The organism is uncultured Candidatus Puniceispirillum sp. (assembly GCF_963979125.1).
Lineage (GTDB): Bacteria > Pseudomonadota > Alphaproteobacteria > Puniceispirillales > Puniceispirillaceae > Puniceispirillum.
The window spans coordinates 1-24,413 of record NZ_CAXBVX010000018.1 but is presented as its reverse complement, the minus strand read 5'-3'; the positions used below and the strand labels follow the sequence as shown (position 1 = coordinate 24,413).

The 24,413-nt window shown below is 46.8% G+C and carries 23 protein-coding genes; 11 read left to right on the top strand and 12 right to left on the bottom strand.

Annotation, left to right across the window (positions count from 1 at the left end; genetic code table 11):
* The first annotated feature begins 54 nt into the window (after positions 1-54).
* A complete protein-coding gene (locus ABNT28_RS03490; RefSeq protein ID WP_348721014.1) occupies positions 55-339 on the top strand; it encodes a hypothetical protein in 285 nt (94 codons plus the stop codon).
* A gap of 9 nt (positions 340-348) precedes the next feature.
* Here ABNT28_RS03490 and ABNT28_RS03485 read toward each other — a convergent pair whose 3' ends face one another.
* From ABNT28_RS03485 to ABNT28_RS03475, 3 genes are all read right to left on the bottom strand, one after another.
* Positions 349-2,688, bottom strand: coding sequence for a molybdopterin-dependent oxidoreductase (locus ABNT28_RS03485; RefSeq protein ID WP_348721013.1), 2,340 nt, complete (start codon positions 2,686-2,688; stop codon positions 349-351).
* A gap of 308 nt (positions 2,689-2,996) precedes the next feature.
* Entirely contained in the window at positions 2,997-4,151 is a 1,155-nt protein-coding gene (locus ABNT28_RS03480) for a YeeE/YedE family protein (RefSeq protein WP_348721012.1), read from the bottom strand.
* Between the two features lie 35 nt (positions 4,152-4,186).
* A complete protein-coding gene (locus ABNT28_RS03475; protein WP_332924689.1) occupies positions 4,187-5,164 on the bottom strand; it encodes a sulfurtransferase in 978 nt (325 codons plus the stop codon).
* Between the two features lie 471 nt (positions 5,165-5,635).
* On the opposite strand from ABNT28_RS03475, the gene ABNT28_RS03470 reads away from it, so the two are divergent.
* Positions 5,636-6,502 (top strand): DMT family transporter, encoded by an 867-nt coding sequence (locus ABNT28_RS03470; protein ID WP_348721011.1) that lies wholly within the window; start codon positions 5,636-5,638, stop codon positions 6,500-6,502.
* Positions 6,503-6,539: 37 nt separating this feature from the next.
* Here ABNT28_RS03470 and arsC read toward each other — a convergent pair whose 3' ends face one another.
* A complete protein-coding gene (gene arsC, locus ABNT28_RS03465) occupies positions 6,540-6,890 on the bottom strand; it encodes an arsenate reductase (glutaredoxin) (protein ID WP_332924687.1) in 351 nt (116 codons plus the stop codon).
* A 258-nt stretch (positions 6,891-7,148) separates the two neighbouring features.
* On the opposite strand from arsC, the gene ABNT28_RS03460 reads away from it, so the two are divergent.
* From ABNT28_RS03460 to ABNT28_RS03435, 6 genes are all read left to right on the top strand, one after another.
* The gene (locus ABNT28_RS03460) at positions 7,149-7,934 is read left to right on the top strand and encodes an SDR family oxidoreductase (protein ID WP_332924686.1); all 786 of its coding nucleotides are present in this window, start codon (positions 7,149-7,151) and stop codon (positions 7,932-7,934) included.
* 200 nt (positions 7,935-8,134) lie between these two features.
* Positions 8,135-9,346, top strand: a complete 1,212-nt coding sequence (locus ABNT28_RS03455) for an amino acid ABC transporter substrate-binding protein (RefSeq protein WP_332924685.1) — start codon at positions 8,135-8,137, stop codon at positions 9,344-9,346.
* A gap of 67 nt (positions 9,347-9,413) precedes the next feature.
* Positions 9,414-10,319, top strand: a complete 906-nt coding sequence (locus tag ABNT28_RS03450) for a branched-chain amino acid ABC transporter permease (RefSeq protein WP_332924684.1) — start codon at positions 9,414-9,416, stop codon at positions 10,317-10,319.
* Positions 10,316-11,380 (top strand): branched-chain amino acid ABC transporter permease, encoded by a 1,065-nt coding sequence (locus tag ABNT28_RS03445; protein WP_332924683.1) that lies wholly within the window; start codon positions 10,316-10,318, stop codon positions 11,378-11,380. The genes ABNT28_RS03450 and ABNT28_RS03445 overlap by 4 nt, the downstream gene beginning before the upstream one ends.
* The gene (locus tag ABNT28_RS03440) at positions 11,377-12,123 is read left to right on the top strand and encodes an ABC transporter ATP-binding protein (RefSeq protein ID WP_332924682.1); all 747 of its coding nucleotides are present in this window, start codon (positions 11,377-11,379) and stop codon (positions 12,121-12,123) included. The genes ABNT28_RS03445 and ABNT28_RS03440 overlap by 4 nt, the downstream gene beginning before the upstream one ends.
* A complete protein-coding gene (locus ABNT28_RS03435) occupies positions 12,123-13,088 on the top strand; it encodes an ABC transporter ATP-binding protein (protein WP_348721010.1) in 966 nt (321 codons plus the stop codon). The genes ABNT28_RS03440 and ABNT28_RS03435 overlap by 1 nt, the downstream gene beginning before the upstream one ends.
* Positions 13,089-13,153: 65 nt before the next feature.
* Here the strand turns inward: ABNT28_RS03435 and ABNT28_RS03430 are convergent, their stop codons facing one another.
* The 3 genes from ABNT28_RS03430 to ABNT28_RS03420 form a co-directional block, all read right to left on the bottom strand.
* Positions 13,154-14,407: an aminotransferase class V-fold PLP-dependent enzyme gene (locus tag ABNT28_RS03430; RefSeq protein WP_332924680.1), complete on the bottom strand. Its 1,254-nt coding sequence runs from the start codon at positions 14,405-14,407 to the stop codon at positions 13,154-13,156.
* Positions 14,408-14,525: 118 nt separating this feature from the next.
* Positions 14,526-15,296 (bottom strand): sulfite exporter TauE/SafE family protein, encoded by a 771-nt coding sequence (locus ABNT28_RS03425; RefSeq protein WP_332924679.1) that lies wholly within the window; start codon positions 15,294-15,296, stop codon positions 14,526-14,528.
* A 46-nt stretch (positions 15,297-15,342) separates the two neighbouring features.
* Positions 15,343-16,029, bottom strand: coding sequence for a fumarylacetoacetate hydrolase family protein (locus ABNT28_RS03420; protein WP_332924693.1), 687 nt, complete (start codon positions 16,027-16,029; stop codon positions 15,343-15,345).
* Between the two features lie 253 nt (positions 16,030-16,282).
* Between ABNT28_RS03420 and ABNT28_RS03415 the strand changes: the two genes are divergently transcribed.
* On the top strand, positions 16,283-17,515 hold the full coding sequence (locus ABNT28_RS03415; RefSeq protein ID WP_332924678.1) for an MFS transporter: 1,233 nt from the start codon (positions 16,283-16,285) through the stop codon (positions 17,513-17,515).
* Between the two features lie 72 nt (positions 17,516-17,587).
* Here the strand turns inward: ABNT28_RS03415 and ABNT28_RS03410 are convergent, their stop codons facing one another.
* From ABNT28_RS03410 to ABNT28_RS03390, 5 genes are all read right to left on the bottom strand, one after another.
* On the bottom strand, positions 17,588-17,983 hold the full coding sequence (locus tag ABNT28_RS03410) for a helix-turn-helix transcriptional regulator (RefSeq protein WP_332924677.1): 396 nt from the start codon (positions 17,981-17,983) through the stop codon (positions 17,588-17,590).
* Between the two features lie 60 nt (positions 17,984-18,043).
* Positions 18,044-19,384 carry a Y-family DNA polymerase gene (locus tag ABNT28_RS03405; RefSeq protein WP_332924676.1) on the bottom strand — a complete coding sequence of 447 codons (1,341 nt, stop codon included), beginning with the start codon at positions 19,382-19,384 and terminating at the stop codon, positions 18,044-18,046.
* Positions 19,384-19,773, bottom strand: a complete 390-nt coding sequence (umuD, locus tag ABNT28_RS03400) for a translesion error-prone DNA polymerase V autoproteolytic subunit (protein WP_332924675.1) — start codon at positions 19,771-19,773, stop codon at positions 19,384-19,386. The genes ABNT28_RS03405 and umuD overlap by 1 nt, the downstream gene beginning before the upstream one ends.
* A gap of 261 nt (positions 19,774-20,034) precedes the next feature.
* A complete protein-coding gene (locus ABNT28_RS03395) occupies positions 20,035-20,988 on the bottom strand; it encodes a carbohydrate kinase (protein WP_332924674.1) in 954 nt (317 codons plus the stop codon).
* A 106-nt stretch (positions 20,989-21,094) separates the two neighbouring features.
* On the bottom strand, positions 21,095-21,727 hold the full coding sequence (locus ABNT28_RS03390) for a nucleoside/nucleotide kinase family protein (protein WP_332924673.1): 633 nt from the start codon (positions 21,725-21,727) through the stop codon (positions 21,095-21,097).
* Positions 21,728-21,899: 172 nt separating this feature from the next.
* Here ABNT28_RS03390 and ABNT28_RS03385 point away from each other — a divergent pair, with 172 nt between their 5' ends.
* Positions 21,900-22,931, top strand: coding sequence for a LacI family DNA-binding transcriptional regulator (locus tag ABNT28_RS03385; protein ID WP_348721009.1), 1,032 nt, complete (start codon positions 21,900-21,902; stop codon positions 22,929-22,931).
* A 124-nt stretch (positions 22,932-23,055) separates the two neighbouring features.
* Positions 23,056-24,360 carry a sugar ABC transporter substrate-binding protein gene (locus ABNT28_RS03380; RefSeq protein ID WP_332924671.1) on the top strand — a complete coding sequence of 435 codons (1,305 nt, stop codon included), beginning with the start codon at positions 23,056-23,058 and terminating at the stop codon, positions 24,358-24,360.
* The last annotated feature ends 53 nt before the right edge of the window (positions 24,361-24,413 follow it).

The following is a 24,413-nucleotide window of genomic DNA, read 5'->3' as shown; positions in this document are numbered from 1 at the left end:
TTTCACGTGGTTCGCACTAGCCGCATGTCATCATCACAACCTTAGTGCACTTTAATGACCTCATCACACGCATCCACCCCCCGCTTTGGCTATGGCAAACCTGATGCTCTTTGTGATTTTTGTGGACGCACCAAAAACCCGCATCCTGATTTTGACGAAACAATACCAACGGCTCGCGTTACAACCGCGTCAGGACGCGCCATCGAATTATGCCTGTCCTGCTATGAACAGGAACGCGATGCTACCATGCAATCATCCGAAACTCTTGCCCGAAGACTTGATAGAAAAATGGATGCCAAAACTGTTTTAGGCACCAGCCTGAAACCACAAAAAAACTAACAGCGTGGCCTAGCGCGTTATAATCTCCGGCGGGTCAAAAGCTGTCATAGATGGCGGCGCATCGTTATATTTTGTCACCTCGACAAGGCATGACAAGGCCGCAGGGCCTTGCGTCATTTTTGACGTGCCTAGGTCATGCGTCAGAACATTCGGGTTGCCATGCTTGCATAATAGCTTGCCATCTGCGGTCATCATCGGATCCAGCCACGCACCTGTTGCCATCTGCACTACATCGGGTCGTACATCATCACTCACCACCAGAACACCTAGGCAAATACCCCGGTCATTGAAAACCTGAACCAGATCGCCATCATGCAACCCACGCGCCGCGGCATCATCGGGATGCATTGTCACTGGTTCTCGCTGATTGATTTTACCCGCACGGCTATGACTGCCGTGATCAAGTTGCGAATGCAATTTGGTTTGTGGCTGATTGGAAATCAGATGAAGCGAAAATTTATCATCCGCATTGCCAAGCCATTCACTTGGTTCGCGCCATATCGCATGCGGTGAACAATTCATATCATCATCAAAATTGGCAATCGTCTGCGAAACGATTTCGATTTTGCCGCTTGCTGTATTCAGCGGATTGACAACTGGATCATCAATAAAGTCTTCAATCATAATATGTGGCTTGTCTGGCACATCAATCTTTACCCAGCCCTTTTGTTTCAAACTATCCAGATCGGGCAAGGCCACGCCTTTTTCAGCCGCCATGTCACGCGATGTTTCATACATCCATTCTTGCCAGGCATGCATGTCGCGTCCCTCGGTAAAGGAATCTTCAACCTTCATATGCCGGGCGATATTGGCAAAAATATCATAATCATTTCGCGCTTCGCCAACTGGTGGCACCACCTGTTCCATCATGACAATAAAGGGATCACGTGGATTAAGCATAATGTCAGGGCGTTCAAGATGTGTTGTACAGGGCAATATTATATCGGCATGTTTTGCCAGCGTATTCCAGCACCATTCATGCACGATAACCGTTTCGGGTTTCTGCCACGCGCTAACAAGCCGTTGCAGATCTTGATGATGATGAAATGGATTACCTCCAGCCCAATAAACAAGCCGGATATCAGGATAGGTATAACGACCACCATCATAAACAAAATCGGTTTCCGGATTTAAAAGCATATCCGAAATTCGGGCTACAGGGATAAAATCATCAACTGCGTTCTTGCCTTGCGGCAATGCGGCAAAATTCAGCATCTGGCGCTGCATACCAACCGAATTTGTCGCACCATAGCCAAACCCAACACCACCGCCTGGCAAACCAATCTGACCAAGCATGGTTGCAAGGGTGATCGCTGCCCAGTAAGGTTGTTCACCATGATCTTGACGCGTCAACGACCAGCTTACCGACAACATCGTGCGAGATGATGCCATCCGCCGTGCCAGCGTTCGTATGGTTGCAGCTGGAATATCAGACAATGACGCTGCCCATTCAGCTGACTTGGGCACACCGTCACTTTGTCCAGTCACGTAGGCAGCAAAAGCGTCAAAGCCACTGCTATAGCGCGCCAGAAAATCAGTATCATGTAAATTTTCAGCCAACAAACAATGCGCCAGCGCCAATAAAATTGCGGTGTCACTTCCGGGGCGCGCCGCTAGCCATTCGGCATCAACCCGCTCAAGCATATCCGAACGTATCGGTGACACCGAAATAAATTCAGCGCCTCTTTGTCGGGCTTTTTGCATAAGGCCAACCTGACTGTGATCGCCTGTACCGCCACTGGCAATCTGGCAATTACGCGCTGGAAATCCACCAAAGCTGACAAATAATTCAGTCGAATTAGCGACTGACTCTAGGCTTGTCTGGCCATACATCATACCGCCAAAGTTACCCAGCACATGCGGTAGAATCACTTCGGCCGCCGCATAGCTATAGGTATTGACCGACCGCGTATAGCCGCCGATACAATTCAGAAATCGGTGAAGTTGGCTTTGCGCATGGTGAAAGCGTCCAGCACTTGCCCAGCCATAAGACCCCCCGAAAATTGCCTTGTTACCAAAATCAGTTTTTACACGGCTAAGCTCGCTGGCAACAAGCGTCTCAGCCTCATCCCATGAGACCTGAACAAAGGGCTCTTGGCCTCGCTTATCAGTCGCGACACCGGGGCCATGTTCCAACCAGCTTTTGCGTACCATTGGCATTTTGATCCGCGCTGGCGAGTCCAACACATCAACAATACCCGTGCCAATAGGTGACGGATCACTATCCGCGCCAAACGGATGAAGCGCCGTGACCTTGCCATCAACCGCCTCAACTCTATAGGTACCCCAATGCGTACTTGTTAAAGGCAGATTGTCATATGTAGAAGATAATATTGTTTTTTCGTCCATTAGCATATGTAATCAAAGCGCCAGTGATAAGGCAAGACATTCATATATAAAGTTAATGCACTCAGCCATCATGCCGTTGAGGTCAAAAATTTAAGCCCTGGATAAATAGCCGTTTTTGCTCAGGAAGCCTTGCATGGTGCCCCGCATGGCGCGCAGGCATTGCCCAAATCACTTGGAGCGCTAATATCGGACAAAACCGGACTCATCATGTGATCTGCAATAGCCAGAGCAAAAAGCGCACAAAGTAAAAACACATACACACGTTTCGGTGTAAAAAAATGTGATGCTGTTCTGTTCATCATACTGCCCTAAAAGCCAAATCGTGCCCGAAGCCGGATACCTAGCACACTACCCGCCATCGCCATCACAAACCATATCCAGCCATGCATGCTACCTGATGCTGTACCTGCCAGAAATGCACCAATGTTACATCCAAAGCCAAGCCGCGCACCAATCCCCATCAAAAGCCCACCAATAGCCGCGGCAAAAAGCTGCGCCCCATCTGGCCAGTCAGCCTTGCCGAAAGCGCCTGACAGCGACGCCCAAAGACCAGCCCCTACAATCATGGCAAAATCCATCAGACTGCTTGTGTCTGACAGTACCGAATGCGTTAGCGCGCGTTGCGGCCCTGGCCAGTTCCAGAATGTAGTCTGTTCAATTGGCAAACCGATAAGGTTGGCTATTTTGGCACCCCATAACGTAAAGCCAAAGGTCACACCCCATGGATGCCGTGACACCATAAATACAGCCCAACATAAAACCGCAATCAGAATTGTCGCGCCCAGCATGCGCTTTGTCAGTCCGAAGCCTTGTCGGCGCCCAAGCCAGAAAAACAAACCTGCCGCGCCAAGCAAAAGCAGTAAATTCAGTCCCAGCTTACCCGATAAATCAAGGCTGGCACCTATCTCGATCGGATCAAGTGACCCAAATGTCAGAAATGTTGGCAGAATAACCGAACCGATAACTGATCCCATCACAAAAAATGGCAAGGCCACAATCATCCGGCCAGAACCACCTCCAAAACTGAACAAAACACCAGAGCCACATCCGTTGGCCAGTTGCATACCAACACCAAATATGAACGCGCCAACAAACAGCGACACGGAAACAGGTGCCAATGATCCGCTTGGGCCAAGGCCTGATGCCGTTACCGGAATAAAGACCAGCGCACATAAAGCTGCCAAAATGAAATGCATGCTGACCGCACTGCCATCGCCAGTTTGCAAAAACCGGCGCCAGCCAGATGCAAAGCCATATTGAAACCCCATAAAGGTGATTCCAAGTGCAACGCCTAACCCCACCAGACTCAGGCCATGCTGGCCACTATCAAGAAAGGCCAAACCAGCTAATAAGCCGCCACATATCAGGATAATGGCAAATAATGATGTCTCGCTTTGGCGAAAAAAAGACCCGACCTCATGCGACGTCGGGACTGTATTTTGTTCAGGCATGGATTTACGCATCACCATTCCACTTCAACTAGTTGACCTTGGCATGCTTATCCCAGCAAATCGCCCATCAATTTTTTTAACTTATCCATATTTGACATGGCCGATGTATCAAGTGGCAAATCACTATTTGCTGTCCATTCGACCATCGAACCATCATAGAGCCGGACATTATCAAGACCAAGAACTTCTGACATCACAAACCAGTTTGTCGCTGCCCAATGACCGGTATTGCAATAGCTAACGATAGTTTTGTCGTCCAGATCGACATAAATCTTTTCCAACTCATCTTTGCTTTTCAGGCGGTTGCTATCCTCCGCATAAGCATGCGCTTGTGACATCAGGATCGCAGATGGAATACGGCCTGCCTTAGTGGCCTTGGGATGCTTGGCTTCGGCATAAAACTGGCTTGCATTTCGTCCATCAACAAGAACCGCGTCACCAGAATTATTGACATAATTGGCAACACCCTCGGTACCGATGTAAATATCTGGCTGAAACTGGGCAACAAAATCACCCGCATCAGGGGCTACAAACGGCCCCGCTTCAATCTGGTCAGGATACGCCATCTGCCATCCGGCAAAGCCACCATCAAGAATCGATACATTCTCATGACCAAATACTTTGAACGTCCAATAGCCACGCGCTGAACTGCCAAAATCGGTTGATGAGACACCAGCTGGTACAATCACAACATGCGATGACGCCGACACCCCTAGCTGTCTGGCTAGGCTTTCAAACTGCTCTGCCTTGGGAAGCAAACCAACAACTCCATCCCGACCTACACGCCAGCCATCCGTTAGATAGTTTGAATGAATCGCGCCCGGAATATGACCGTCAAGAAAGGTTTCATAGCTACCATTATCAATCTTGTTCCGCAGATCAATAACCACAAGATTGTCATCGTTAAGTCGCTGTGACAGCCACTCAGCCGACACCAATGGTGTCGCAAAAGCAGCGAAAGGTGCCAGAATAAAAGCAACCGCCAAAAGCATCTTTGCAACAAATTGTTTTGCCGTTACGCGCATAGAACTATCTCCATCAATAGCCACATCTTACATGTGGCCAGCTAAATATGTTTTACAGGCCTCACCCGACCTGCACTAAATTTATTCCTATGATCTAAATAGAATTATTTTCGAGAAATTAAAGAATTTAACCATATGAATAGACATATATTTTATTTGCTCATGGTTTAATGGTATTTTATTCTATTTTCCTTGATATTTAGGCAATGCCCATGAAAGCAAATCCTGCACCCTGTCTTTCGAGCGCATTGCTATACACAAATGGCCATACCCAAATGGTCGCGCATCATCATTGACGCCAGCTACAAATAGGCCACTAATAGGAACGCGTAAAAGCTACGATCAAATTTCATAATCAGTCTGGCACGGCTTGCGCATCACGTCGCGATCATACTAACCTACCCATCACAAGGAAACAGTGCTATTTCAGTTCATCCCATAAAAGCACCATTTCATGCCAAGCCACAACAAATGGCCAAAGGGTTGGTCTTTATGGCTATCGGCATGTTTCTGTTCGCCACGGTAGATACACAGGCAAAATTTCTCACTGAAATCTATCACCCGGTTCAAATCGTATGGGTTCGACAGGTCGGATTGCTCGTTGGCGTCATTGTTTTATTGCTCATGCGCGGCATGCATATTTTAAGAACCGATCACAAAAGATTGCAGATTCTGCGCGGCACCTTTGCTGCCATATCCCCCCTGTGCTTTGTCATGGCCATCAGCTTTGTTCCACTTGTTGACGCTATGGCGGTTGGTTTTATTGCACCGTTTATTGTCACCATTCTGGGCGCTATATGGCTAAAGGAACGTGTTGGCATTCATCGCTGGGGCGCTGTGGTTATTGGTTTCATTGGCACACTTATTGTTATCAGTCCAGGTTTTGGTACGGTGCACCCAGCGATCTTCTTTGTTTTTATCGCCGCCTCATTATTTGCCGCACGACAAATTTTGTCTCGCTATCTCAGCACAACCGATAACACATCAACAACCTTGGCCTATACCGCACTTGCAGGCAGCTTCTGGTTAACCTTGTTGATTCCCTTTTTCTGGCATTGGCCCGTTGAGCCTTTACACCTACTACTTTTTGGCTCAATCGCGTTTTTTGCAGCTATGTCGGAAATATTTGTCATCAAAGCGCTGGAAATCACGCAAGCGGTGGTGCTGGCACCTGTTCAATACAGCCTTATCATCTGGGGCACGATGTACGGATTTCTTGTTTTTGGCCAGCTTCCGGATCACTGGACATGGATTGGCACGACGATCATCATCGCAGGTAGTTACTATACATTCTACCGGGAAAAACTCACGCAACATAAAGCTAGCAAGACCTTATAACAGGCCAAATTCCTGACCTATATTATTCCTGACCTTATTAAAACAATGTCAGCACCGTTTCGGGCGGGCGGCCTATAACAGCCTTGTCTCCACAGGTAACAATCGGTCTTTCAATAAATTTCGGATAGCGAGTCATAAGCGCAATAATGGCATCATCATCAAGCGTAGCCGCTGATGCCATATGCGCTTTGTAATCGGCTTCACCTGTGCGCAATATATCCCCCGCAGCAAGGCCAAGCTTTGACAGCAATTCTTTGATTTTGTCAGAATTTGGCACATCTTCGAGATATAAAATAATTGTGGGCTCGATTCCCTTATCGCGAATCATGGCAAGCGTCTGGCGCGATTTACTGCATCTGGGATTATGGTAGATCGTCACATCATTCATGAAATGGCCTCTTTTCAAAATGTCTGAACAAAACGAGCTGACCGCTTCAGACTCTAACAGATAGATGTACATCACCAAACACAAACATCATATAGAACACCCTAACACAGGCTTTCTTGGCACATGCCTTAGCAAGCTATAATCACAGCCCATGTAAAGCGTATCATTTCACTTGCATCATATCCCGTTAGACTGACATATGGATCGGCAAGTATTTAAACTCCATGAAAACACTACTAATAGATAATCGAGACCGCCATGAAAATTGATAACGCACAAAACTCTGTCTTAATTTCAGGAGGCACACAGGGGCTAGGCCTGGCGATTGCTCGAAATTTAGCCGAAAACGGATGTCGTGAAATCATTCTGTCGGGACGCACGCCGGAAAAGGGCGCGCGCGCCAAAGCAGAGATCACTGCCCTTGGCGCCACATGCCATTATATTCAGGCTGACATTTCCGATGCGACTCAGGCACAGCATTTGATAAATACGGCCATCACGCATTTTGATGGACTAAACAGCTTGGTCAATTCTGCCGCGACGACATCGCGGGGAAGCCTTGTTGATACGGATCTGGATCTATGGGATCACCATATGAACACGAATCTAAGAGGGCCGTTTCTTTTGATGCAGGGACTGACACGGCATCTTTTAGCCAAGCAGGCCGCTGGAAGTATGGTCAACATATTGTCCACTTCGGCACATGTCGGTCAAAGTTTTTTAACAGCTTATTCAACCTCAAAAGGCGGCTTGCTGACATTGACAAAGAATACCGCTAATGCGCTACGTGCAAACAAAATACGTGTTAATGCGGTGGCACCTGGCTGGATGGATACGCCTGCTGAAGCTGAAATCCAGAAACACTTTCATGGCGCAGGTGATGACTGGGTTGAAAAGGCGGAAGCCACCATGCCATTGGGACAATTGGCCAAACCAGCACAACTGGCTCCGCTCATTGCCTATTTACTCAGCCCGGATTCAGGGATCATCACAGGCGCAACGATTGATTATGACCAGCAAATTATTGGCGTGGTGCCTGAATAGCTTTCTTACAGAACTCTGAACATCACAAATTTGACTTTCATACGCCCATCAATATTCGCGAATACCCTATTATAGATTCGCCTCACAAGATAATATAGAATAGATTCTTATGGACAGTCGCTATCCATTAATAGACAGTGTTAACTATTCGTTCACATTTCTGATGTTAAAAAACTTCATAAAAATCTGGGAGGATTGAAATGAAAAAAGAACTACTAACAATTGCGCTAGGCGCAATGCTTACAGTCGGTGTAACAGGCACCGCAACGGCAAAGGTAGAAGGCGATACCATTATCCTTGGCTCGTCTATTTCACTTACCGGTAAATATGCAACAAACGGTCTGCACACACAGCGCGGTTACGACTATGCTGTTGATGTGATTAACGCCGCTGGCGGTGTAAAGGTTGGTGGCAAAAGCTATAAGCTTGCCGTGAAATATTACGATGACGAATCCACACCAGCGCGTGGTGCTCAGCTTGCCGAGCGTCTAATCCAGCAGGACGGCGTTGATTATATGCTTGGGCCATACAGCTCTGGCATGGTCAAGGCGATTGCCCCCGTTTCAGAAAAGTTTGGCGTTCCTATGGTTGAGGCTGAAGGTGCATCACGTTCACTCTTTACGCAAGGTTACAAGTATCTCTTTGCGGTGCTGTCAACGTCAGAACAATATCTTGCCACAGCGATCGATATGGCCGCTGCTAGCACCAGTGACCCAAAAAGCATTCGTGTAGCTTTGGCGTTTGAAGGCGATCCATTCTCAATGGATGTTCGCGCCGGTGTTCTTGATAAGATCAATGAATATGGCATGAAAATCGTCATTGATGATCAGCTGCCAGCCGACTTGTCCGACATGTCAACAACATTGACTAAGACCAAAGCGCTTAAGCCAGACATTCTGATCGTATCTGGTCACTCAAAAGGTGCCGCAACCGCAGCACGTCAGATTGACGAAATGAAAGTCAATGTGCCGATGATTGCTATGACACATTGTGAAGCTGCAAAGGTTCATGAAAAATTCCCGAATGCGTCGACAGGCTTCTTATGCCCAACACAGTGGGTTGAAACCTTGTCAAAGTCTGATCCGATGTTCGGTTCAGCTGCTGAGTGGAACACAGGCTTCAAAACTGCCTATCCTTCATACACGTCTGTACCATACCAGTCTGCTCAGGCTTCTGCCGCAGTTTACGTCTGGAAAGAGGCATTTGAAGCTGCAAATAGCTTTGACAAAGACACCGTCAGAGACGCTATTGCCGCCGTTGAAATGGAAACATTCTATGGTGACATCAAATTCTCGGAAAATGGTAACAACATCGCCAAGCCTATGTTTATGCGCCAGATTGGTGCCGACAGCAGCTACTCTCTTGTAGAGAAGTTCGATGACATGACGTTCCCACGGAACGTTAAATACTAAAAAATAAGAAAGGGAAGAAAGCTGGTCTTTCTTCCCTTTTCTGCAGTCACTCATCCCGGAGCAATTTATGCTAGACAATCTGCAATTACTGTTTGTTTGGGCGCCAGTGATCAACATCCAAATCATCTTGGAAGGTATCTTTGTTGGCGCCGTCTTCGCCCTTAGTGCTTATGGTTTGGCGTTGGTATGGGGCGTCATGAATATCAAAAATCTGGCACAGGGCGACTTTGTCATTATGGGCGGATATATGGCGCTTGCCTTAACGAGTGCTAACGTTCATTTGGCGCTGACAATGGCAATCGTTATCGTGACCATGTTTATTTATGGCTGGGTTGTCTATGTCGTGATGATACGCCGTATTATTGACCAAGACATGTTCGTGTCTTTGTTGGCAACCTTTGGTTTGTCACTTCTTATGCAACAGGTCATGAATCTCATTTTTGGTCCAGAAGTTCAGACAATCGATATGGAGCTTCCTGTCTATGAAGCCTTCGATGGTATGGTCACAATTCCATCATCCAAAATTATTTCATTGATTATGGCCGCTATTATCGCAGTCACTGTTATTTTATTCATGAAAAAATCACGCACAGGTCAAGCCATTCGTGCCACAGCGCAAGACGCAAGAGCGGCACGCGTTCTTGGTATCGATACCGACCGCGTATATGCTTTCACCTTTGCTTTTAATGCGGCGCTTTGTGGGGCGGCAGGTGTTCTGGTTTCCATTATCTGGGTCATCCAGCCATTCTACGGCATCACCTATTCGGTGCGCACCTTTGCCATCGTTACGGCCGCCGGGCTTGGTAATCTGCCAGGTGTGATCAGTGCTGGTTTTGGCATTGGTCTTTTCGAAAAATACACCGGAATGATTATGGGTACCGCTTATGAAGTGGCGGCCCCAGTAAGCATTCTGCTTCTCGTCCTTATCTGGCGTCAAATCTCAATGCGAAGAAATAGACAGGTAGTAAAATGATCAAATCTAATAACCTGATAACCTATGGAGCACTTGGGGTTCTGGGGATTTTTGGCCCCATTCTGTTTCCAGATTACACATTGTCTATCGCCTATTTATGGATGATGGTGCTGATGGCATCTACCTGGGACACACTTGGTGGTCAGATGGGCTATAATTCGCTAGGCAACATCACCTTTTTTGGGGTGGGCATGTATGTATCGGCGATTGTCCAGATTTCCATATTCTATGAAGGTGGTATGGGCGAATACACATCTGCGATGGGCTCAATCAAACCAGAATTCACCGATAATGAATATTTTCTTGGCCTGTATCTTGGAATTATATGCGCCGGTCTGGTTGCATTGATTCTTTCGATCATTTTCAGTTCATTCATGTTTGGGCTACGTGGACCATATTTTGCTATTGGTTCACTTGGTCTTGCCATTGCCGCGGCCGAAATCACGATCACCGTCGATTATGTTGGTGGCGCGTCGGGTATTTCAATGCCGTTATTCCCTGGCGATATTGAATTCAGATCAACCTTCTTCTACATACTTTGTTTCCTGTTTGCCGTCGCGGCTCACTTTCTCTTGCGCTGGCTTTATTCGACCCAATTCGGTCTGGCTATTAATGCCATTCGCGATGACGAAGACAAAGCCGAAGCTATGGGCATCCCGACCCTCATCTACAAAAGAATCGGTTGGGGCATAGCCGCCTTCTTCATGGGCTGTATTGGTGCTGTTGCTGGAAACATGGCAGGCTTTATCGATAAAGAAGTTGCTTATCCAATTCCAACTTTTGGTATTTTTATGGTGGCTATGGTTTTGCTGGGTGGCAAAGGGACATTATGGGGACCTGTACTGGGTGCTATCCTTTTCCATGTCGTCAAGGAAACTACATGGACCTATCTTTTGAATCTGCAATGGATTGCACTGGGATTAATATTGATCATCAATATTGTTTATTTCCAGCAAGGTATAATGGGCTGGTTGCAGGACAAGTTCCCAGAACGATTCGGCATAGTGGTTGATCCATCAGGCACACAGGCTGACGCCAAGAGTGAAGGAGACGCCAAATGAGCGATCCGATTATTGAGGTAAAAAATGTGTCCAAATCCTATGGCGGCGTAAAAGCCAACGTGGATATAACCATGAAAGTTGAGCGTGGTTCAATCACCGGCATCATCGGGCCTAACGGATGTGGCAAAACAACCTTGTTCAATTCGATAGTGGGTTACCACCCGATTGATACTGGATCGATCTCATTTGATGGTGATGAAATTTCGAAATTGCGCGTTGGTGATATTGCACGACTTGGCATGTTGCGGACGTTTCAGCAGACCCGCATTTACAATAAAATGGACTGCGTGGATAATATGCAGATTTCAGTCTCGCATCGTCCAGATTCCAAAGTGTCTGTCTTTGCCAGCCGCAAAGGCGAAATCCGCGAACGTGCCGAACATCTTCTGGAATTTGTCGGTCTCTATTCAAAGCGCAATCTGATTTCAGGCGATTTATCATTTGGCCAGCAAAAACTGCTGGAACTGGCAATGGCCTTGATGAATGAGCCAAAGGCGCTTCTGCTTGATGAACCGACAGCTGGTATCAACCCAACCTTGATCAACGGTTTGATCGACAGATTACGCCGTGCCAATGAAGAACTTGGCATTACCTTATGCGTAATTGAGCATAATATGCGCGTCATTATGAATCTTGCCTCACATATCTATTGCCTGTCGAACGGCCAGATGCTGGCCGAAGGCAAGCCATCTGAACTACAAAACGATCAACGCGTGATTGATGCATATTTGGGAGGTCACTGATGGCCCAGCGTACCGAAAAGAAAACTACAAAAAAGGCTAGTTCAAAAAAAGCCACTGCCAAAAAGACAGCTGCACCTAAAAAAGCAGCTACTGCCAAGAAAGCCAGCGCAAAGTCTGGCAAAGGTGTTAGCGGCTATGGGTCTGGTGGTGTCGATGTCGTCATGTCAGTCGATCAAATTGCCAAGGAAGCTGCGTCAATATCGGCATCAGCACCAAAGATTGGTGCGCTTGAAACCCTTGCAGACAATAACTCATTTCTCAGCATCAATAACCTGCGTGCTGGTTATGGTAAAATGGAAATTCTGCATGACTTCAATCTGCGGATTGGTCAGGGGCAGTCACTTTGCCTGATTGGGCCTAACGGCGCTGGCAAATCAACTGTTTTGCATTCGATCTTTGGCTTCACCAATATTTTCTCAGGCTCAATCACGGTTGGCGACACAGATGTCACACGCCTTACGCCTTCGCAAAAATTATCCGATGCTGGCATTGCCTATATCTTGCAGGATAAATCCGTCTTTCCGCAAATGACTGTTGAAGAAAATCTACTTATGGGTGGGTTTCTGAAAGACAAGCCTGTCGAGGCAAAGGCCGCCGCCGAAATGGTGTTTGATAAATATAGCCGTCTTGCTGAACGCCGTAATAAGCCTGCGGGCGTTCTGTCAGGTGGTGAACGTCGTCTTCTTGAAATATCCAGAGCATTGGTCATGCAACCCAAAGTATTACTGGTTGATGAGCCTTCAATTGGTCTGGAACCGCGCTTTATCGATATGGTGTTTGAAATCCTTGAAGATTTACAGCGCAAAGATGGCAAAACCATCATCATGGTTGAACAGAACGCAAAGAAAGGTCTGGCCTTTGCCGATATTGGCTATGTCCTTGTGTCTGGTGAGACCGCGATCGCTGATGAAGGCAATAAATTGCTTGAAAATCCAGACGTAGGCAGACTGTTCCTCGGCGGCTGATATAGCAATCCCCAAAAGGGATTTAGCAACACCAATCCAATCTCTCGGCATGGGCGTAACATCGCCTATGCCGAAATATCTTTCATCACTGTCAGGAATTGTGCAACTTCATGCACGCTATTGTAATGGCACATGGATACACGCACACAACCATCCAGCCCAAGCGGATCAAGTATATTACCTGAATAATGATCGGCTTTACGCAGATGCGTGCGAATGCCCTGCTCGTTAAGGCTACTGACCACATCTGCCGACGCAATCCCATCGACATAGACAGACACAAGCCCTTCTCGCGCAGCATTTTCGACACCGCCGATAATATGCACCTTTTCCATATCGGCAAGCCCGGGCAAATTGCCGGTGCCATGAATCATGGCATCCGTCAGCGTTGCCTCATGTGCATGTATGGCTTGTCCAGCCGCAACAAATTTACCCCGGCGATCTGCATCGCTTGAAACCTGACCACCTAACCATTCCAGATAATCAGCAACTTCTGAAAGCGCTGCATAGGCTCCCGTATCACGGGTACCCATTTCCCAGTTATCCTCTGGTCCTCCGGACAGTGAATCATGCGGCAGCGCTGTCAGCCTATCTGAAATCCAGGCTAGGCCATAGCCATGCCGTGAAAACATTTTATAGGGTGATATGACATAGCCATCAACGTCGTACTTATCGATATCAATCATGCCATGCGCTGCATGCTGAATCCCATCGACTATGATAAAGCAATCCGGTGATACAGCGCGAATGGCGGCCGAAATGGCACTGACATCCATGCCCATTCCTGTCACAGGTGATGTATGAAGAATGGTCGCCACACGCGTATCTTTGGTGACAAAGTTTGCATAATCTGTGGCAGTCACCAGACCTTTTTCATCATTATGCGGAATCAGAACATGCTTATTATTACTTATTTTTGACCAGCGACCACAGGCACTTCGCGTCGCTGGATGCTCAACTGTTGACCCCAGAACGATTCCATCAGGCGCAACACCCAAACAGGCGTTCATAATCAGACGGAATAAAAGTTCGGTGCCACTCTCGCCAACAAAAAACTGTCCAGTTGAGGCATTCATCATTGCCCGCATATCATCCTTGGCTTTGTTAATGACACGTACCAGTTCATGCGACCCGGGATTATCGCGTCCCTGATTATCAGGAATAGCAGCATATTTTTGCGCGCTTTCGACGACAGAATTCAACGTAAGCGCACCACCAGCATTTTCAAAAAACACGCGCGCGCCTTGCACTGGGCAATGATCAACCTGGGCAAATTTATCACGGATATTATTCAACATGTCGCTGGTAATTGTTGGCATCACGATACACTTTCTAAATATATAGGGTAACGGTTATTAACGCGATTACATTATCATAAAACAATATAGCTGGCACGTTGTAAAAGCTGTTCACAGATAAGTTTAGGCGAAAGAATGACTAGACTATCCCATTCACAACTAGGCGTGCGCCCATAATCAGAAACGCTATCAATACAGCTTTACGAAAAGCATCTTGTGAAATATGCGCGCGTAGCATTTCGCCAATCCGGAATCCGATCAGCGTCGCCCCAAGCCCCATAAGTGATTTTATGACAGCAACCATTGTCAGCACACCTGACATGAACAAACCCAAAGCAAGCGGAAAACTACCCGCAAGAAACAGGAAACCTGTCGCCGCAATAAACGCCTCTTTAGGTGTTTTACGCGCTATTAAATACATCGCCACTGGAGGTGACCAGATTGAGCTCAACCCACCAAGAATCCCTGATATAGTCCCAGCAGCCACCTGCCAGCTAATGCCAGGCCCAATGCTAAATGACAATCCAAACAATGACTGTGCTGCAAAAGTAATCATCGCCACACCTATTACAATAGTCAGAACATCTGTCGGAAAAGCAGTGATATGCCATGCGGTTACAAAGATGCTGACAATGGTAGCTAGTGCAAAGATTTTATAACGTCGGGCTGTTTGCAAACGATCTTCTGATCGTGCGAATTGATAAAAATTCGTGACAACGATCGGCAATGTAAGCAATGCGATGGCTTCAGTCGGCTCCATTATCAAAGTCAAAAGTGCCATTGCCGCCGCTGGCAACCCAAGCCCCAGAAACCCTTTGACGATCCCCGATACCAGAAAAATGGCGATTATCGTTCCAATGATATACGGATCAAGTGACGGTAGCAAAGACGCCATAAGAGAATCAGTCATACCTGTTTTCCCTTTTCATTATCATTGCGCATTCACTTTGGTCACCTCAGACAACTGTTGTCACTAAGGTGTCAAGTCCATCAATGTCACCTGTCAGAATATCGCCTTTTTCAACGGGACCAACACCCGCAGGCGTACCAGACATAATCAAATCACCAGCCGCAATGTCGTAAAAGCGTGACAGATAGGAAATCATTTCTGGCACCTTCCATATCATCTGATTCAAATCGCCTTCCTGACGTATATCACCATTAATGCTGAGCGATATGCGCCCTGCATCCAGATATCCAGTATCAACGGCAGGGACTAACGCACTCATCGGGGCAGAACGTTCAAAAGCCTTGCCAATCTCCCATGGCCGACCTGTCTTCTTTGCTTCACCTTGCAAATCACGACGCGTCATATCGAGCGCAACTGCATATCCATATACATGTTGCATTGCGTCAGTTTCACTTATGTTCGCCCCGCCACTTTTCAGCGCGACCACCAGTTCAATTTCATGATGCACATCACTTGTTTGCGGTGGATAGGGAAATTCACCACTGACATCAATATTCTGAGCATTTTTCTGGAAAAAGAAGGGCGCTTCCCGATCCGGATCATGCCCCATCTCAATCGCATGATCCGCATAATTACGACCAATACAATAGATTCGACGCACTGGAAACTGGGCATCTGTTCCCCTTATAGGCAGGCTAACTTGTGGTGCTGGGGTGAATATATAGTCCATTATATAGATATCCTTTTCTGCTTCCTACTACGTTGATAAATCTGTCCAGCCGCTCTGTTACCTTCGATTTCATGTCCTGAACCGATGCCGACATTATATAGCAAGCGGAATGAATTCTGCGCTAAAATTCGTATATGAAGTAAACGCCTTTGCAACATATATGACACCAACTAAGCCCTTTGTTGCATTTTCCAGAATATTACTAATAAACTGTTGTATGCTTTATTGCTAATTTCGTTTCTAGGCATGTAAAACTGTGTCATATTATCAAAACGCCACCACCTCGTCGCATAAAGTGCCCGTGCATATGCTTGGCATAAGCCAGATCGTCGCCTATGGTGCTTTATTCTATGCTTTTGCGCCGCTTAAAACGCATATCGCAAACCTACTAAACACCTCAGAAGCCGTGGTCATGACCATTTTAAGTCTGGCCATTGTAACGCAGGCATTATTGACACCGCTGGTGGGTAGTTGGTCTGACAAATTTGGCGCGCTGAACGTCCTGAAGATAGGGTTTTTACTTGGTGCTGTTGGGTTCTTTGGACTGGGCGCACTGGAATTCGATTTTCTGACCAACTTTTACTGGCTTGGCTTCTGCTTTGTCTTGATCGGTATTGGCCTTGCCATGTCCACCTATGAAGTTGCTTTCAGTGCGGCGGTGCAGTTTGACGAGATCAATTCGCGCAGAAATATTTCCATAATATCGTTTTATGGGGGCGTCGCCAGCACCCTCACCTGGATATCTATCTATCCGTTATCAAACATGCTGGGGCTGTTTTATGCATGCTTGGTTCTGGCTTTCATACTGTTGGGATTCAGCTGGCTGATTTCACGACAAAAACAGGGGCGCTATAATCCGACAGAACCAAGCACCCCGCCAAGCATACCTTTCCGCTGGAGCTTGCTAAACATATCCGAAAAGCGCGCCATTATCATTCTCGCCAGCGCAGGTGGCTTTGAATATTTTCTATTTTCGGCAACAACATTATTATGGGTTAACTGGTTCCAGTTGCAATTTGACGATGCGTTTCTTGCTGTCATTCTGGCCAGCATCTATGGTCCGTTTCAGGTTGTGGGCAGGCTTGTTGAGATGAAATTTGGTCATCACATAGATGCCCGTATCACGGGTCTTATTGCGGGCCTTTTAATACCTCTTTCATTGGTATCCTTGTTGGCTGGCACATTGCCTCTAGCGATAGTGGCCATGGCATTATTTGGCATGGGGCACGGCATTTTGACCGTCTCTTTTGGCTTTGTCACAAATCTTTATTTTGGCGCTGATGTTTATGGCCGCGCCAAAGGATGGATCGGCACACCGCGGGTTGTTGGCTTGGCAATTGGTCCTAGTATAGGCGGTTTTTTGCTGGCTTTTAGCGAACATGCCTTCATATCTGTGATGATTATTTTTGCTATGGCCAGCGCTTTGCTATTTGCCAGCCTGATGCTTGTCAGACCAACAAACCCTGTTCACGCGGCTTCTCTTCGCTAGCCTTACGTGCATGATTGGCACTAACGAACATGCCGGTTGCCTATCCATGCGTCATATAATAGGTGTTTTGATCTAGAGCTTTTGAATAAGCAGATTGATTTTTTTCAATCTCTTGGCCAGCATTTTTTGCTGTTCATTTATTTCGCTTATTTCAGATTTTAGATTTGATATTAATTTACCAGTCCGGCCTCTAGACGGTTTTTCCGCATTTCCACTATGGCCTTCTTCGGCAATGAAATAGGTCGGGCTGACACCCAATATACCAGCCATGGATACAAGTTTATTGACTCTGGGTTCGCTACTATCATTTTCCCATGATGCAAGCGTCGAAGGATTAACGCCAACAAGATGTGCCAGCATAGTTAAGCTTATTCCAGCTTGTTCGCGGCATTTAAAAATTCTGCCACCTAGAGTGCTATCAATAATGCCATCTGACAGGATATTAGAAGATAATTTTTTAACGGGCACGATTTATCCTATTTACGACGTGTAGTCGAAACTAAGTCATCCAAGGTTTAATGTCAAATTTCAGCGTTCCATATCTGTGGCGTTTGAATCATGCCGATCATCATCATGCAGATATGTTTCATTCGGCTGAAAAAAATTATCTGATGCATATGCTCGCGGTATATCTGCCCAGCTTGTTGTAAAATGTGGCGATCGGTATTTTTGTGGCGCATACCAACCTCTAGATCGTTTAACCTGAGCATATTGAATGCTTCCAACACCAAATTTCTGATTAATAACATCTAAGCTTTCAATCAATTTGCTGTCACGCATATGTGGTGTGTCAAACAGCATTTGCGGACTATCTTCTGCCCGACAAAGTTCCAGCAACAAAATACCAGCCTTTTTATAATGATAGCCAGGCTGGTATATTTTTTTCAATATTTGCTGGGCTACCTTATGAATATCCTGCGTATTATTTGTGGCTGGTATCATACCAATCGTCTGCGCATTTGCGTATTGCGGCTGGTCTTGCTGAAACGAATTGGTGCGCATAAAAACGCTGAGTCCGCCAGCAACCATCTTTGCTTTACGCAATTTTGTAGCCGCCATGGTGACAAATGTCGATATAACATCATGAAGCGCATCATAGTCAGTGATGGTTTTGCCAAAGCTACGCGAAACACAAATACTTTGCTTGTCTTGTTGACATGTTTCCAAAGGCAGGCATATCGTACCGCGTAGCTCAAGGGCTGTTCGCAGGCCTGTTACCCCCATATTTTTGCGAATCCAGCCATCTTGAAGACGTGAAAAACTTGCCGCTGTCTGAATGCCTTGGGATGTTAACATTTTTGCCAAACGCCTACCTATGCCCCATATGTCGCTAATCGCTGTATTCTGTAGCGCGTCATCTAACCGACTGGCATTATCTATAAAATATACACCGCGCATTATTCTGTTCTTTTTTGCGATACGGTTTGCCAGCTTCGCAATTGTCTTTGTTTGGCCTATGCCCACAGACACGGGAATGCCTGTCCATTGTTTAACAATACGGCAAATTTCATGCGCATAAGCGATCAGGTCATGAGGGGGAAACCCAGACAAATCCAGAAAACATTCATCAATGGAATATATTTCAGCATTGGGCGAGAACGTCGATAATATGCTCATGACACGGTGGCTCATATCGCCATAAAGCGTATAGTTGCTTGACCGGATTAATATCCCCTGCTGATGAAACCTGTCCTTATGCTTGAAATATACGTCGCCCATCAGCACGCCGATCTCTTTGGCTTCATTCGAGCGGGCAATGACGCAGCCATCATTATTAGACAGCACGATTAAGGGCTTGCCTTCCAAAGCAGGCTGAAAAACCCGTTCGCAGGAACAATAAAAATTATTACAATCAATAAGCGCGAACATTATTTCAACGACCGGATATTATATTTAACAACACCCCAGATATGACTGTCTTCAGGCATGTCCAGACAAGGATAATCAGGATTTTCAGATTGTAAAAACCACCCGTCTTTATGGCGCCCCAAACGCTTTACCGTGAATTCATTGTGAATTGTCGCAATCACAATATCATTTACTTTTGGCGTTAAACTACGATCGACTAACAACAGATCACCTGAATAAATACCAGCACCTGTCATTGAATCGCCCGCAACGCGCAGAAAAAATGTGGCGGCCGGATTTTCAATCAGATGCGCATTCAGATCCAGAGTACTGTCGATGTAATCCTCAGCAGGACTTGGAAAACCGGCTGAAACAAACGGAATAGAGATGGGAACCGGTAATAGATACATGTTACTGAACAAACTAAAATAACTAACAGAAAAAGAACATAACAAGAACATTTGTGAAAGCCAAGTATGTAAATTCTGAAAATTCTACCTAATGCCACGTTCCAAGAACCATGCGCCTTGGTGCCCAGACCGCCAGTTTATTTAATTGGTTGGCGGATCGAGGCCTGCGGTTCGTCTGGCCTATGGTTTTCCTGGCCTATGGTTTTCCTGGCCTGTGATCATTCATATGAGGTCAATCGTTAGGGCTCAAGGCAAAGCGCGTTATGATGGCATTGCTTCATTAAGCTGGTGCCGCCATGGTGGGTTGCAACCGCTTTGCTCACAATTCATTGCGGCGGCCTTTGCAGCGCCGGATAAGGCGGTCTTCAGAGATGCCATATCAGTTTTGCGGAGAGCTTGAGGCTTGATCTTGTCCGTTTCGACAACCCAGCTAAGTATGGTCGCCATAAAAGTATCGCCAGCACCAACAGTATCAATGATTCTATCTGTTTTGGCTGATGGTATATGTACGTCACCAGCGTCCACAAAACCATGTGCGCCCTTGGCACCAAGGGTTAGGATAAACAAGGCTGCGTTGCAATCAGCACGGCAATCACGTAGCGCTTGTTCCAAGGGCCGGTCTGGATACAACCATTCTAAATCTTCATCGCTTAGTTTCACAATATCAGCAATTTTCATCAATGCACTCAAGCGCGCCATATACTGATACCTGTCACTGACAAGTGCTGGCCGTACATTGGGATCGAGTGATGTGAGAATCCCAGAATTCTTGCACAACTGAAACTGCATTTTCCAAGCATCAGCATCATCCCCATCTATCAGCGCCAAACCACCAACATGGAAAATATCTGTCTTCCGGGGCATATAGCTAGCCAGCTTTTCGCACGTCACCTGACGCTCGGCAGTACCGTTGCGATGAAAGCTGTAGGATGCCGCACCATCAGAATCGAGTGAAACAATAGCAAGTGATGTGGGTTGTTGTACACGTGGTGCAGCAATAGCTACATGGCTCTCAACAAGTCGCGTCGCCAAAAGATCACCAAATGCGTCTGATGAGATTGGCGACAGATAGGTCACATCATAGCCCTGCCGTCCAGCCGCCATGGCGACATTAAACGGGCTACCACCTGGCATAGCCACATAGTGCGGCTGTTCATTATCTGTCTGCTTAGCCGAGACCAGATCGATAAGGTTTTCACCACCAATAGCAATCATATTCACACTCCTAAAACGGGCTTTGGTTGCCCTATTATACATGTCTGGCTAGCGCGGCATTTTGCAAGTTAGCCACAGGCTGACAGGAAATCTGACCTTTGCCGCATTAATTAGCTATGACCCATGTTGCTGGCAATGCCCTTTGTAAAACGCGTTTGGCATTAACCAGATCATTCATCTGGGCGCGTTCTTTGGCTTCATTAGATGGCATGCCCTGATCAAGCCATCGTTTGATCAAGCGGTCTTCCAGAATAGTTTCTGACACATCAAGCCAGATACTGGCGTCCCATTTTTGCGCCAAATCACACCATCCGGGCTCATCAAATAACAGGTAATTGCCTTCAAAAAGCAAAATTGAAAGTGTCTCCGGCACAGTGCCGCCATCCTCGATAACGCTATCCAGATTCCGGTCAAAGGTGGGGAAGTGCTTTGCAGTTCCATCTTTCAGCGCATCGACAATATGTGCAAATCCATCAAGGTCAAAGGTCTCAGGCGCGCCCTTAACAGACAAAAGGCCGCGTGCCGTCAGGGTCGTATTGTCCAGATGAAATCCATCCATTGGAATGATACAGCAGCAGGCACCAAGCCTTGATGCCACTTCCGCAGCGAGGGTGGATTTGCCACTGCCAGGGGCGCCAGAAATCGCCACTGACATCAATGACTTATTTGATGCTTGGGTTGTAATGTCTGACACTATTTGATTGATGTCGCTGATTTGTGGATTCATATCAATTACCATCGTGTAATTTGCGCCTTTTCGTTCGTGTCCAATTCTTATCTTCATATGTAAAGTTGATATGCAGGCATAAACTTAACTTGCGTCAAACTTTACACGCGTTAATATTGGATGCGTCAAGGGTAGCATATTTGTCAAGTGTCTCCGCGACTCTTCTTTGAAACGGAATAATGTGATGCGTCATCAAAAAATTAGAAATATGGACGAGTTTGCCACATTAAGCGGTATTTCCCGCCCCACAATTTCTAAATATTTTAATGACCCTGACAGCGTGAGATCATCAACGCGTGACAAGATAGAAGCTGCTTTAAAGGAATATGATTATCGTCCGAATATCTATGCGATGAATCAGAATCGACGGCTGACCAAGAATATTGGCATCGTTGTCCCTTATCTTGCTGATCCGTTTTTTGCCGAGATTGCCCGGGTCTTAGAACGGCGTTGTATTGACGCTGGATTCACGCCATCCCTATATTCCTCACATGGCGAGCAGGGGCTGGAAAATGCGATACTTGATACATTGCGATCGCTCAAACCAGCTGGCGTGCTTTTGGCACCTTTGGGTCGAGCCTCTGACCGAAAATATATTGAGCAATTCTGCCGCGACGTGCCAACCATATTATTTGATAGTAATATTGAAGGTGTTGGTGCCGCCTTTGTTGGTTCAGATAATTTCAGCTTTGTGTCCCAGACTGTCGAATATCTCAATAGAACGGGTAATGTTCCCTGTTTTTTTGAGATGCGAGACCCGGCCAATCCAAACGCCAATAAGCGACGGCATGCTTATCTTGAAATGATGCGACGGCTTAATCTTGAGCCGCATATTGTCAAAATTGATGGAACTGGGTGGGGCTTTGAGGAAATCGGCCGCCAAGGTGCTTTGAAGGTTTTGCACGACAATATGCTTCCTACCAAAACCGTGCTTTGCAGTAATGATCGTTTGGCAATCGGTTTCCTATCTGCATGCCATGAATTAGGGGTCACTGTTGGCCGTGACGAAACCTGCGACATTCGCGTGGCATCTCATGATGACCATCCTTATTCACGTTTTACCTGTCCGTCTTTAACCACAGCGGCGCATGATTATGAATCGGTGGCAGATCATGCTGTAGAAACTTTGTTTCAACTGATCGACGCTGGTGGAAAGCTAAATAATCGTGAAGAAAGATTATTTGCCGCGCGCCTCATAATGCGTGGCTCTGCCTAGAAAAACCAACTTTGCGTCACCTCTGCAGAAAAACATTTATTTACGCGCGTTAAATTTATATTGACGCGGGCAAATATTATGGTGTTCACTTTTTTTTATGAGTAATATACCTAGGAGGAAGACAATGCGATTGAAACAACTACTTTGTACGGCGGCGGCGGCATCTCTGATGGCGTCAGGCGTTGCGTATGCGGACACGCTCACCATTGCTACAGTGAACAATGGTGACATGATTCGTATGCAAGGCCTAACTGATGACTTTACGGCTAAGACTGGCCACTCTGTTGAGTGGGTGACACTAGAAGAAAACGTGCTCCGTCAGCGAGTAACAACTGATATCACCACAAAAGGCGGTGCTTTCGACATCATGACAATCGGCATGTATGAAACCCCAATCTGGGGCAAGAATGGCTGGTTGGTTCCTCTTGATGATCTGAGTGCCGAATATAATGCCGGTGACATTCTGCCAGCTATGGCTGGTGGCCTAAGCTATGACGGCACCCTCTATGCCGCACCATTTTATGGTGAAAGCTCAATGATCATGTACCGGACCGACCTGATAAAAAAAGCGGGTTTGTCGATGCCTTCAGCACCATCATGGTCGTTCATTGCCAAAGCGGCGCGTGAAATGACTGATCGTGCCAATGGCATCAATGGTATCTGCTTGCGCGGCAAGGCAGGCTGGGGTGAAGGCGGTGCTTTCATTACGGCAATGTCAAATTCATTTGGCGCACGCTGGTTTGATGAAAACTGGGATGCCCAGTTCGATACCCGTGAATGGTCAGACACACTGAACTTCTATGTCAATATGATGAACGACGCTGGCCCTGCTGGCTTTGCCACAAACGGCTTTAACGAAAACCTGTCTCTGTTCCAACAAGGCAAATGTGGCATGTGGATTGACGCCACTGTTGCGGCATCTTTCGTAACCAACCCAAAGGATTCAACTGTAGCTGACAAAGTTGGCTTCGCTTTGGCTCCTGACAATGGAATGGGCGTTCGCTCTAACTGGTTGTGGGCATGGGCTTTGGCCATTCCGGCAGGCACGCAAAAAGAAGATGCTGCCAAGCAGTTCATCGAATGGGCCACTTCAAACGGTTATATTGAACTGGTTGCTGCAAAAGAAGGTTGGGCAAATGTACCACCTGGTGCGCGGACCTCACTTTATGAGAATGCAAACTACATGAATGTCCCGTTTGCCAAGATGACACTGGATTCGATTCTATCGGCTGATCCGAATAACTCGACCGTAGATCCTAGTCCTTATGTTGGCATCCAGTTTGCGGCTATTCCTGAATTTGCTGGAATCGCAACCGAAGTCAGTCAGGAATTCTCCGCTGCCTATGCTGGCAAGCAGAGTGTTGCAGACGCACTGGCCAAAGCACAGGCTTTGACCAATGACGCAATGGAAGCTGCTGGCTATCGCTAGGCTCAAATCCGCAAGGGGCGGCCACTTGCCGCCCCCTGCACGCCAAATCTGAT